11 protein-coding genes are annotated in these 12,290 nt (G+C 58.2%); 7 read left to right on the top strand and 4 right to left on the bottom strand.

Annotated features, from left to right (window positions below; all coding sequences use genetic code 11):
• The first annotated feature begins 4 nt into the window (after positions 1-4).
• From leuD to D9K61_RS02385, 3 genes are all read left to right on the top strand, one after another.
• Positions 5-610 (top strand): 3-isopropylmalate dehydratase small subunit, encoded by a 606-nt coding sequence (leuD, locus tag D9K61_RS02395; protein ID WP_120631654.1) that lies wholly within the window; start codon positions 5-7, stop codon positions 608-610.
• A gap of 332 nt (positions 611-942) precedes the next feature.
• Positions 943-1,773, top strand: coding sequence for a hypothetical protein (locus tag D9K61_RS02390; RefSeq protein WP_120631803.1), 831 nt, complete (start codon positions 943-945; stop codon positions 1,771-1,773).
• On the top strand, positions 1,770-2,798 hold the full coding sequence (locus D9K61_RS02385) for an endonuclease/exonuclease/phosphatase family protein (protein ID WP_120631653.1): 1,029 nt from the start codon (positions 1,770-1,772) through the stop codon (positions 2,796-2,798). Before D9K61_RS02390 ends, D9K61_RS02385 begins: the two co-directional genes overlap by 4 nt.
• Before the next feature lie 5 nt (positions 2,799-2,803).
• On the opposite strand, the gene D9K61_RS02380 is transcribed toward D9K61_RS02385, so the two are convergent.
• Positions 2,804-3,703, bottom strand: a complete 900-nt coding sequence (locus D9K61_RS02380) for an epimerase (RefSeq protein ID WP_120631652.1) — start codon at positions 3,701-3,703, stop codon at positions 2,804-2,806.
• 84 nt (positions 3,704-3,787) lie between these two features.
• On the opposite strand from D9K61_RS02380, the gene D9K61_RS02375 reads away from it, so the two are divergent.
• Positions 3,788-4,681 carry a LysR family transcriptional regulator gene (locus D9K61_RS02375; protein ID WP_120631651.1) on the top strand — a complete coding sequence of 298 codons (894 nt, stop codon included), beginning with the start codon at positions 3,788-3,790 and terminating at the stop codon, positions 4,679-4,681.
• A gap of 141 nt (positions 4,682-4,822) precedes the next feature.
• Entirely contained in the window at positions 4,823-5,926 is a 1,104-nt protein-coding gene (gene leuB, locus D9K61_RS02370) for a 3-isopropylmalate dehydrogenase (RefSeq protein ID WP_120631650.1), read from the top strand.
• 45 nt (positions 5,927-5,971) lie between these two features.
• Here leuB and D9K61_RS02365 read toward each other — a convergent pair whose 3' ends face one another.
• Positions 5,972-8,161 carry a transglycosylase domain-containing protein gene (locus D9K61_RS02365; RefSeq protein WP_120631649.1) on the bottom strand — a complete coding sequence of 730 codons (2,190 nt, stop codon included), beginning with the start codon at positions 8,159-8,161 and terminating at the stop codon, positions 5,972-5,974.
• Between the two features lie 259 nt (positions 8,162-8,420).
• Here D9K61_RS02365 and D9K61_RS02360 point away from each other — a divergent pair, with 259 nt between their 5' ends.
• Entirely contained in the window at positions 8,421-8,759 is a 339-nt protein-coding gene (locus D9K61_RS02360) for a P-II family nitrogen regulator (RefSeq protein WP_120631802.1), read from the top strand.
• 33 nt (positions 8,760-8,792) lie between these two features.
• A complete protein-coding gene (locus D9K61_RS02355; RefSeq protein ID WP_120631648.1) occupies positions 8,793-10,118 on the top strand; it encodes an ammonium transporter in 1,326 nt (441 codons plus the stop codon).
• A gap of 75 nt (positions 10,119-10,193) precedes the next feature.
• On the opposite strand, the gene D9K61_RS02350 is transcribed toward D9K61_RS02355, so the two are convergent.
• On the bottom strand, positions 10,194-11,378 hold the full coding sequence (locus tag D9K61_RS02350) for an amino acid aminotransferase (protein ID WP_120631647.1): 1,185 nt from the start codon (positions 11,376-11,378) through the stop codon (positions 10,194-10,196).
• A complete protein-coding gene (gene sseA, locus D9K61_RS02345; protein WP_120631646.1) occupies positions 11,378-12,232 on the bottom strand; it encodes a 3-mercaptopyruvate sulfurtransferase in 855 nt (284 codons plus the stop codon). The genes D9K61_RS02350 and sseA overlap by 1 nt, the downstream gene beginning before the upstream one ends.
• Positions 12,233-12,290 lie beyond the last annotated feature (58 nt).

The following is a 12,290-nucleotide window of genomic DNA, read 5'->3' as shown; positions in this document are numbered from 1 at the left end:
AGACATGGAAAAGTTTGAAAAAGTCCACGGGGTGGCCGCCCCAATGCCATTGATCAATATCGATACCGATATGATCATTCCGAAGGTGCACCTGAAAACCATCAAACGGTCCGGCCTTGGCGTCGTGCTGTTTGACGAGATGCGCTATCACGATCACGGCGGTGAGAACGAAGAGTTTGTCCTGAACAAACCTGCCTACCGCAGCACCGAGATTCTGGTGGCCGGTGACAACTTCGGCTGCGGATCATCGCGTGAACACGCACCTTGGGCGATCAAGGATTTCGGCATCAAGGTTGTGATCTCGACCAGCTTCGCCGATATCTTCTTCAACAACTGCTTCAAGAACGGCATCCTGCCGATCGTGGTCGAAGAAGACCATCATGCTGTTTTGATGGACGACGCGCACAAGGGTGAAAACGCCCGTATGACCGTACACCTCGAAGATCAGCAGATCACCACTTCAGATGGCGTTGTGATCGAATTCGACATCGACCCCCATCGCAAGCATTGCCTGATCCATGGTCTGGACGATATCGGGCTGACGATGGAAAAAGACCATCACATCGACAAATTCGAAGATCACGCAAGCCAAGCCCGCCCCTGGGTCTGATTCTTGGGGACGAATCTGTGGACACTCAACCTGACGGGGTCGCCGAGGCGGCCCCGTTCGCATTCTAGGGGTTAAACCCGATACACCCACAACATGTAGTGAGTCGAATCTTTTACACGTCGAATTTACGACGGCAATGATGCAAAGCCGCACCACTTTTGCCATCATTTTGCCCGAAATCAGGTGTCTTCTGCGCCATGGCTTGAGCGAAATGTCGCTTATCGCCAATGTGTCGTTAGACAGGCAACCGCCAAGAAAAAATCGGCGGAGACAAGTTGGAAAGTAAGTCGGCAGAGATCGGCTACTCCGGTTTGAAAAAAGGGTTCGGAATTGTGATTGCGCGCACATCAGGGGCGGCGATACGTGGAATATTGGTGGCACTCATGGTGCTTACCCCCGCGTTGTACCTCCCAGTATCATCGACGAACGGGACCGAGATCGTGGTCTTTCTCGCGATACTTGCGTTTATCTTGACATTTGCCGAATACAACTCTGCCTTTCCCAGCTTTATTGAATTTCGTGATGCGCCGCCGGTGAACCGGCTACGATTCGTTGGTCTGATGTCGATGATCACGTTCCTGACGCTGATCTGTAAGAACGCTTACGCGCCGACAGAACTGACCACGTTCTTCTATTCAATGGGTCTGTCCGTCGCCAATGTGGTCGACTTCCCGTATTCGCCGGTTCGCCTGATTGTTTTGATGCTGCCAGCCGACTCAAGCCTGGCGCTTGTTGAGCTGGTTCGCATCACGGCCAGTGTTGCTTATGTTGCCGCCTTGGTGACGATCGCCAGCTTTGCATATGCCGTCAAGTTAAAGGGGTGGCCCACGGGCAACGGAGCCTTCAACGTGTGGACCAATTTACCGCTGTTTGACCCAACCAAAGGTGGGGATGTCGTGGCGCGCCTGCAGCGCGATGGACGTTTGAACATCTGCATTGGCATCTTGCTTCCTTTCCTTATCCCTGCCGCGATTGAGATGCTGACGAATTTCGCCAACCCAATCTCGCTGAGCAATCCTCAGACCTTGATTTGGACGCTAAGCGCGTGGGCCTTTTTGCCCGCCAGTATGATCATGCGGGGAATGGCGACACTGCGTATCGCAGGTTTGATCGTTGAAAAACGCCGCGCCTATTCCACGAACGAGACAACTCAGGCCGCATGATCCGCTCCCTTGTTCTGTGTTTGCTGCCCTTTGCGGCGCAAGCAGATGTAATACGCGTCGCCACCTTCAATACCGAACTCAGCCGAAAAGGTCCGGGGCTTTTGCTGCGGGACATTCAGCGCGACGACGCACAAGTCCAGGCTGTTGTCGCGGTGCTGGTGGCTGCGCAGCCAGACATTGTGGCGCTGCAGGGCTTCGACTGGGACATGGATGGCCTCGCCCTGACCGCTTTGTCCGAGAAACTGCGCGAATCCGGACTGGATTTCCCCCATCACTTTGCGGCCCAGCCGAATTCGGGCTTGGAGTCTGGCCTTGATCTGGATGGGGATGGTCGCACGCAGGGTCCTGGCGATTCGCAAGGCTGGGGGTTGTTTACTGGTCACGGCGGGTTGGCCGTGCTCTCAAAACACGAAATTCTGCGCTCCGACATCCAGGATTTTTCTGACCTGCTATGGCGTGACCTGCCCGGAGCCGAATTGCCAACGGTAAAGGGTGAACCTTTCCCTTCGAACAAGGCCCAGGCCGCGCAACGCCTGTCCTCTACCGGGCATTGGGTGGTCCCAATCGCCACACCGATAGGTCGCCTCAGCCTTATGACGTTTCACGCCAGTCCGCCGGTCTTTGACGGACCCGAAGACCGCAACGGACTGCGCAACCGGGATGAGATTCGACTGTGGTCATTGCTGATGAACGGTGACCTCGGACCTATGCCCGAAGCCCGTTTTGTGGTCGCCGGGGATGCCAATCTGGACCCGGATCAGGGCGATGGTCGCAAAGACGCAATCCGATCTCTTCTGGCCAATCCGCACCTGCAAGACCCGCAACAAAGGGGCGCGGCTGGCGCCCTGACAACGGTTCACTGGAAAGCCGTTGGACAGATGCGAGTGGATTACGTCCTGCCGTCGGTCGACCTAAAAGTCGTTGATGCGGGCGTCTTTTGGCCGGCACCCGGCACCGACCTGCGGGACAGTGCCGAAAGCGCCAGCCGTCATCGTTTGGTCTGGGTGGACGTAACTGCGCGCTAGCCCGCTCAAACCGCCACTGCTTTGGCCGCGCGAGACGGCTCTGCCAATGTCTCGGGAATTGCGGATCGCAAGACATCATCCAACCCAGTGTGTTGAACCTCCCCCAGTAGCTCGGCCATCAGGCTGCCATCCAACCGATGCGGTACATCCCACAGATACCGCATCTCAAGCAAATGCGGGGCCAGTCGCCAGAATGGTCTGGCAAGGTGAAGGGGCCACCAGCTCATCTGTTTGATCGTTACGGTCTGAGCGGTGACTCGAGACAACGCCTGAGCTAACTCCGCTCCTGTCAGAGTGTGCCCGGTGAAGGGGACGTCACAGAATCGAGGCAGGCTATCACGCATCTCGGCCAACGCGACGGCTGTTCGCGCCAGATCTGGAAGGTAGGCCCAGGCATGAGGGATCTCTGGGTTGCCGGGATAAACCAACCGACCACGCGACAGGTGTTTTATCATGACCCGATCAAACCAGTTCGCCGAGGCGGAGGTATCAATGAAATCCCCCGCCCGCAGGATAATCGTTCGCACCGATGAGCTGCGGTAAGCCTCTTCCATTTCTATTCGGATACGACCCAGCGGGTTTGTCGCCAGATGCGGTGTGTCACCCGACCAGGGGCACGGCGTATTGGCACCAAACACGTAAACGTTCCCCGGAACAATGACGGTTGCACCGGTTTTCGAGGCAACGTCGATCACCTGTTGATGCAGTTTTGGCACCAAAAGCGCCCAGTCCGGATAGAGCGGATTCCAGGCATTGACGATGACATCTGCCCCTGTCGCTGCTGCTTCCAGCACGTCGGTCTTACGGTCAAATTTGCGAACCGGCCAACCTGCATTGCGAAAAGCCAAAGCAGCGTTGCGGCCAAAGCGGCCTGATGCGCCCAAAATTAGAACGGTCTGTGTCATGACATCCTCCTGTTGGCAGAGAATGTAGCCATTCAGGCAAATTAAGGAATTGCCGGTCGGTGTAGATTGTGTATTCATTTTTGAATGGACAGAACCTTAACACACGCGGACTGGTCCCTGATTCAGAGCTTTCTGGCCGTTGCCGAAACCGGATCACTGTCCGCTGCGGCACGGCAGCTGGATCGCAGCCAGCCAACATTGGGACGACAGGTCCAGGCGCTTGAGGCCGAGTTGGGCGTGTCCCTGTTTGATCGGCACGCCCGGGGGCTGAAACTCAGCGAGGTTGGGTCCCAGCTTTTGCCGATGGCACAACAGATGCACAGCGCCATGAGTGCGTTCAGCATGACCGCAGCGGGGCAGTCGCAGCAATTGGAAGGCTCTGTTCGGATCACAGCGTCTGTCTTTGCCTCACACCATCTTTTGCCGTCTATTCTAGCGGGCATACGCCGGCAGGAGCCAGCGATTCAGCTCGAACTGGTGGCCACCGATGCCAGTGAGAACTTGTTGTACCGCGAGGCGGATATCGCTGTACGCATGTACCGCCCCGAACAGATGGATATCGTGTCCCGTTACATTGGAGATGTCCCGCTGTGCTTTTGCGCGGCCAAATCCTATCTGGACCGGGCGGGCCGACCTGAAACCCCAGAAGACCTGTTCAGCCACGATCTGGTTGGATTTGACGCCAACAAGCAGATCATCGAGAAGATGCGGGAAAAGGGTTGGCCAGCCAATCGCGATATTTTTGCCACCCGCTGCGATCTGCAAAGCGCTTATTGGGAGCTTATCCGGGCGGGCTGCGGTATTGGTTTCGGTCAGGTTCAGGTCGCCCAAGCAGATCCCAAAGTAGAAGTCGTGCGCCTGGACGTTGAAATTCCGGTGCTGCCGGTCTGGTTGGCCGCGCCTCAGGCCATGCGCCAGACCCCGCGCATCCGCCGGGTGTGGGACCTACTGGCTGAAGGGCTAAAAGCCAGCCTGTAGGCATTTTTGGCAAGATTGATGCCATGCGGCGACCAAACCGTCGCCAACCTACGCTTTCGGAGTGAATCGGTTAGATCGTCTCATTGACCCGATGCGGCACAGACGCTAGGGCCATTGCGACAAAACGCAAGGAGACCCTTCATGTCCAACCCCTCGCTCCTCATCCTGCCCGGAGATGGAATTGGCCCCGAAGTCATGGCCGAAGTGCGCAAGATCATCGACTGGTTCGGTGCCAATCGCGACCTACAGTTTGATGTAAGCGAGGACCTTGTGGGCGGTGCGGCTTATGACGCTCATGGCGCTCCGTTGTCGGATGAGACGATGGCAAAAGCTCAGGAAGCGGATGCCGTTCTGTTGGGGGCCGTTGGTGGCCCTAAATACGACGATCTGGATTTCAGCTTGAAACCGGAACGCGGCCTGCTGCGCCTGCGCAAGGAAATGGACCTGTATTCGAACCTGCGCCCGGCGCAATGCTTTGACGCGCTGGCCGACTTCTCATCGTTGAAGAAAGACATTGTCGCTGGTCTCGATATCATGATCGTGCGCGAGCTGACGTCAGGTGTTTATTTCGGCGAACCGCGCGGTATCTTCGAAGAAGGCAACGAACGCGTCGGGATCAACACCCAGCGCTACACTGAGTCCGAAATCGAACGCGCCGCGCGCTCGGCCTTTGAACTGGCGATGCGCCGGAACAAGAAACTGTGCTCGATGGAAAAAGCCAACGTGATGGAATCCGGCATCCTGTGGCGCGAGGTCGTAACCCGTGTCGCTGCCGATTATCCCGAGGTTGAGCTTTCGCACATGTATGCTGACAACGGCGCCATGCAGCTAGTCCGGGCGCCTAAGCAATTCGATGTGATCCTGACTGATAACCTGTTCGGTGACATCCTGTCTGATTGTGCTGCGATGCTGACTGGCAGCCTGGGCATGCTGCCCTCTGCAAGCCTTGGTGCGCCGATGGCCAATGGTCGCCCCAAGGCGATGTACGAGCCGGTGCATGGGTCTGCGCCCGATATCACCGGACAAGGCAAGGCCAACCCGGTCGCCTGTATCCTCAGCTTTGCCATGGCACTGCGCTACAGTTTTGACGAAGGCGCAGAAGCTGACCGTCTGGAAGCCGCTGTCGAGAAAGTGCTGGCGGACGGAGTGCGCACTGGCGATCTTCTGGCTGATGAAGGTGTCGAGCCGGTCTCGACCACTGAAATGGGCGCTGCAATCATCGCGGCTCTGGACGAAAGTCTTTAAGACCTGTTTGGGAGGTGCGGCGCACCTCCCAACCCTACGCGAACATTAGTTCCCGCCGAATATATCCTTCAACAGACTGTCGACTGCCTTGGCAAATCCGCCACCTTGTCTCTGGCGCGGCTGGCTGGGCTGGGACACCTGCACCGGCGGTGCGGGCGCCAGCATTGGCAGCGGCGTCGGGGTCATGCCTTCGGTGACACGCAGCATCGTTTCCCGCCAGATTTCCGCAGGCAGACCACCCCCGGTCACACCTGACAGCGGCGTATTGTCGTCATACCCCATCCAAACACCCGTCACGTAATCGGCCGTAAATCCGATGAACCAGGCGTCGCGCGCAGCCTGGGTGGTCCCGGTTTTGCCAGCAACTTGCCAGCCGGGCAATTTGGCGCGCCCGCCGGTCCCCTGGGACACGACACGCTCCATCATCCAGGTCAGTTGCTTGGCGGCCTCGTCCCGGATCACCCGCTCTCCAATCCCTGTCGTTGTCACCATGACCGGCTTGTCATCCCCCAGCAGCTTAAGCTCGGTCAGACCATAAGGCTCCACAGCCGAGCCACCATTCAGGATCCCTGCATATGCCCCGGTCATCTCAATCAGCGTGCTTTCAGATGCGCCCAGCGCCAGCGCCAGACCCTGCGCCAGATCGCTGGCAATGCCGAACTCATTGGTGACTTTGCGAACGTTCTCCAGCCCCGAAATCTCGGCCACTTTCACTGCTGGAATGTTCAGCGAGTTCTTCAACGCATCGGCCAGCGACACCCGGCCATAATACTTGTTCGTGTAATTCTTGGGGCACCACTGACCAGACCCGGCGATGTTCCAACATGTGGGCTCATCCATCACTGTATCCAGCGGGGAATACCCCAGCTCAAGCGCCGTTGCATAGACGAAGGGCTTGAAGGATGACCCGGTCTGTCGCAGCGCCTGCGTGGCACGGTTGAACGCACCGGACACACGCGTCTTGCGACCGCCGACCATCCCGCGTACCGCCCCATCCGCCGACATCACAACAATCGCAGCCTGTGCCTTCGACCCTTCGCGCACCTTTTCCTGAAAGATGAATTTCAGCGCCTCTTCTGCGGACTTCTGAATACGCTGATCCAAAGTGGTGCGGATCACCACATCTTCGGTCGTATTGCGCGTAAAGAACTCTGGCCCGCTGGCCATCACCCAATCTGCAAAATAACCCCCGGCTCGCGCCGCAGCAGCTTCGGACAATTGTGCCGGCCTGCTGCGGGCTTCGCTTGCCTGGGCGCCCGATAGATAACCCTGAGTTTCCATCAGGCCCACAACAAGCCGCGCGCGGTCCTGGGATCGCTGCAGGTTGTTTGTGGGCGCATAACGCGTCGGTGCCACCAGCAGACCAGCAAGCATCGAAGCCTCGGCAGGTGAAACTTCGGCGGCGGATTTACCAAAATAGCGCTGGCTCGCAGCTTCGAACCCGCGCGCGCCTGCACCTAGGAAAGCGCGGTTCAGATAGATGGTCAGGATCTCATCCTTGGAGTATTTGACCTCCATCGCCATTGCGTAAATGGCCTCTTTGCCTTTGCGCCACAGCGACCCTTGCCGACAATCGGATTCATACGCGCCCTCGGACTCCCACTGGTCAGGTTCATAGGGCACGCCAAGACACAGTAGTTTCGCCGTCTGTTGCGTGATGGTCGAGCCGCCATGGCCAGACAACGGCCCCCGCCCTTCGCTGAGGTTGATGCGCACAGCGCTGGCCACACCACGCGGGCTGATCCCGAAATGACGGTAAAATCGTTTGTCTTCGGTCGCGACGACGGCGTTCTTCAGGTGGGGTGAGACTGTGTCAGCTGTGATTACCCCGCCGAACTGATCCCCGCGCCAGGCAAAGACCTTGCCGTCACGGTCCAGCAGCGTCACCGACCCGCGCGCGCGCCCGTCTAACAGCGCGTCGACATCCGGCAATGTGGTATAGACAATGCCCACCGCTAGCGCGACCAACATGCCTACGATAGCCCCGACGCGCCATGTCAGGCCCCAGATCAATCGCCATATCCAGCGGAAAAGACGGCGAAAAATACCACCGCCGTTGCCGCCAGAGCGTTTGCGTGTTTTCTTCCGTGCGGTCTTGCGCGTTGTTGTCTTGCGCGCGGTCGACTTCTTGCCCGCCGGTTTCGCAGCACGCTTGGTCGCCGTGGGCTTGCGCCTCTTCGACGGGTATCTTTTATCCGCGACCAATGTCGATTTTCGACGTCTGGACTCAGTCATGCTCAAACTCTGCCCGATTATGCTTTTGCGCCACCATACTCCGGTGATCCGGGTATGTAGAGGTCAGAAATTCCGGAATTTTCCCTCTCACTGACGATTAAATTTTAATCTCCTCGCGCAATTTGTGCAAAAAATGTGCAATTTTGCGTCATTTCACGGCGCTTTTACGTCCCGCGACCGTTCCCTACGGCGGCCTGTCACGCTCTTTTTCTGCAGGTGCAAACAAACCGGCCCAGCCGGGGAAGCAGAGGGGAATGACGTGAAACTGATTATTGCGACAATCAAGCCGTTCAAGCTGGAGGAGGTGCGCGAAGCACTGACCACAGCCGGGGTGCGCGGCATGATGGTGACTGAAATCAAGGGATTTGGCTCGCAATCTGGCCACACGGAAATTTACCGTGGGGCCGAATATGCCGTGAACTTCGTGCCCAAGATCAAACTGGAAATCGTAGTGCCCGCCACCATGGCCGACCAGATCGTCGAGACGATCACCAAGAACGCCAAAACCGGCAAGATCGGTGACGGCAAGATTTTTGTCCTCGATGTCGAGCAGGCGCTGCGCGTGCGGACCGGGGAAACCAACGAGGAAGCGCTGTAGGCGCCCTTACTCCACATCATTCGAGGACTGACAATGAACCCGATGAAATCTCTCATCCCTGCTGCTGCGATCATCGTGTTGCCGCAGATGGGTCTCGCGCAAGAGGACGCCGCAACCGGCGAAGCTGCGCTGCATACACAATACATCTTCACCACCTTGCTGTTCTTGATGGCGGGTTTTCTGGTGTTTTTCATGGCCGCTGGTTTTGCCATGCTCGAAGGCGGGCTGGTGCGGTCAAAGAACGTTGCCATGCAGATGATCAAGAACGTGGCGCTGTTTTCCTTTGCCGCGATCATGTACTGGCTGATCGGCTTCAACCTGATGTACCCCGGCGATGCCTGGACCATCACAGGCTGGGTCGGCCCGTTTTTCTCGACTACATCGCTGGATTCTGTGGGCGTAGACCCAGCCGAAGCGGCGTTGGACTACGCGTCGATTGGCTCGGACTTCTTTTTCCAACTGGTATTTGTTGCCGCAACCGCCTCGATCGTATCGGGTGCTGTGGCGGAACGGATCAAACTGTGGCCCTTCTTGATCTTCGTGATCGTGCTGACCGGTGTGCTCTACCCGATTTCCGGCTCGTGGCAGTGGGGCGGCGGCTGGTTGTCCGAAGCAGGCTTCTCTGACTTTGCTGGCTCAACTGTTGTGCATTCGGTCGGTGGCTGGGCCGCTCTGGCGGGCTGTCTCATCCTTGGCCCGCGTATCGGCAAGTATAAGGACGGCAAGGTCCACCCGATGCCCGGTTCAAACCTGGCGCTGGCCACTTTGGGGACGTTCATCCTTTGGCTGGGCTGGTTCGGCTTTAACGGCGGTTCGCAGCTGGCGATGGGCACGGTGGGCGACGTATCTGATGTGTCGCGCATCTTTGCCAATACCAACATGGCCGCAGCAGCGGGCGCAGTCGCCGCGTTGATCATGACCCAGCTTCTGTACAAAAAACCCGACCTGACCATGGTGCTGAACGGCGCGCTGGCCGGTCTGGTGTCGATAACCGCCGAGCCGCTGGCCCCGACCCTGTTCGGTGCCCTGTGGATCGGTGCAGTTGGTGGTATCATCGTGGTCTTTGCGGTTCCGATGCTGGACAAATTCAAGATCGACGACGTTGTCGGTGCCATCCCGGTTCACCTGTTTGCCGGTATCTGGGGCACCATCGCCGTGATTTTCTACGGTGAGGCCAGCCTGGGCACACAGTTGATGGGCATCGCGGCCTATGGAGTGTTCACCTTTGTCGGCGCACTGATCCTGTGGTCGATCCTGAAGGCCACCGTCGGCATCCGCGTCAGCGAAGAGGACGAGATCAACGGTCTGGATATGGCCGAACTGGGTATGGAAGCCTATCCCGAGTTTTCCAAAGGCTAAGACCTGAAACAATGCAACAAAAAAACCCGGGCATTCTCGCCCGGGTTTTCCTTTTGTTGCTGAAGAGATCAGCCTTTAAACGCCAACTTCCACAATCGCCTTGGCCAGAATCGGCACTGTTGTCGCATTCAAGCCGGCGATGTTCAGGCGGCTGTCACCGACCATATAGATGCCGTGATCAGCCCGCAGCTTCTCGACCAGTTCCGGGGCCGCGCCAAGGCGCGAGAACATGCCGCGATGCTGCGCGACAAAGCCGAACCGGTCCGAGCCGCTGTGGCGTTGTAGCTCAGTCGCCAGTTGCTGTCGCAGGCCCAGCATCGACAGGCGGATCTCTTCCAACTCGGCCTCCCAGTCGGCCCGCAGGGCGGGGTCGGTCAGGATCGTGGTGACCACGCGCGCGCCGTGATCGGGCGGGAAGGAATAGTTCTGGCGGTTCAGAAACGCCAATGTGCTTTGGTTCAAAGCTGTCTGCCCGGCGTCGGCGCTGATCGCCATCAAAAGGCCGGTGCGCTCGCGATAGACACCAAAATTCTTGGAACAGGAAGCAGCGATCAGGCATTCCTTGACCGATGATGCGATCAGACGGGTCGCCTTGGCGTCTTCCTCAAGTCCATCGCCGAAGCCCTGATAGGCAATGTCGATCATCGCCACGAGGCCAAGCTCGTTGATAACGCTCACGACCTCTTGCCACTGCACAAGGTTCAGGTTGGCGCCGGTCGGGTTGTGGCAGCAGCCATGCAACAGCACAACATCGCCAGCTTTGGCGGTTTTCAGATCGGTGATCATGCCGTCGAAATCGACGCCCCGGGTTTCACTGTCGAAGTAGCGATACTGGACCTTCTCCATCCCCAGATAGTTCAGAATCGACAGGTGGTTGGGCCAGGTCGGGTTCGACACGAACACCCGGGCCGAGGGGTTGGCCATGCGGATCATCTCAAACGCCTGACGGCAGGCGCCTGTACCGCCCGGAGTGGCCACGGCGGCGATGTTGCCGCGCGGAACCGATATGCCAAGGATCAGACCGATCATCGCATCCGCATAAGCGGGATCACCAGCCAGACCGGTATAGGCCTTGCTGTCCTGCTCCTCCAAAATGCGCTTTTCGGCGGCTTTCACCGCGCGCATCACAGGGGTGATGCCCTCAGCGTTCTTGTAGACGCCCACGCCCAAGTCGATCTTTTGATCGCGCGGGTCTTCGCGGTACATCTGCATCAACGCCAAAATCTTGTCGGCAGGCTGCGGTTTGAGGTTTTCGAACATCAGGTCTCTCCGGTAGCGACGGGCAGGGTTGGGAACGCACCCCATTCAGCCCAGGAGCCGTCATAAAGCGAGTGATCTTTCTTGCCCATGCGTTCAAGCGCAAGGCTGAGGATCGCAGCCGTCACACCCGATCCACAGGATGTAATGGCCGGTTTCGACAGGTCCACACCGGCGGCCTCGAACACACTCCGGCAGTCGTCGGGTGACTTCATCGTGCCATTCTTGTTCATAAGCGTGCCAAAAGGCACATTGCGGGACCCAGGGATGTGGCCCGAACGTAAGCCTTCGCGCGGCTCTGTGTCCTTGCCGGCGAAACGACCCGCCGAGCGGGCATCGATGATTTCATGGTCAGCCAGCTTGGCCGCGGCAGAGACCTGCGTCACATCCCGCACCAAGTGGTTTTGAACACGCACCGTCATATGGCGGTCCCGGATGACCGGGGGCAGATCCTCGATTTCACGCCCTTCAGCCGCCCACTTGGGCAAGCCACCGTCCAGAACGGCGATGTTTTCCTGTCCCATCAGGCGGAACAGCCACCAAACGCGCGCGGCCGACATAAGACCGGCACCATCATAGACCACGACCTGATGACCATCGCCCACGCCCATTGCCCGAAGGCGCGACATGAACTTTTCGACCGGTGGCGCCATATGCGGCAACTCGGACCGATGATCGGAGATGTCGTCGATATCGAAAAACCGAGCGCCGGGGATATGACCCGCGTCATACTCGGCCTTGGCGTCACGCTGCTGTTGCGGCAGATACCACGACCCGTCCAGAATCCGCAGATCCGGATCTTTCATATGAGCGGCCAGCCATTCGGTAGACACCAGGGTTTTTGGATCGTCCAGCATCAACGCCTCCCCTTAACACGCAGGGTTTCCCTATACTTGGGCGGATGCGTATTCAAGG

Source organism: Ruegeria sp. EL01, assembly GCF_900313035.1.
Lineage (GTDB): Bacteria > Pseudomonadota > Alphaproteobacteria > Rhodobacterales > Rhodobacteraceae > Ruegeria.
Note: the sequence above shows the minus strand (reverse complement) of the source record. Positions and strands in the feature narration are given on the sequence as shown.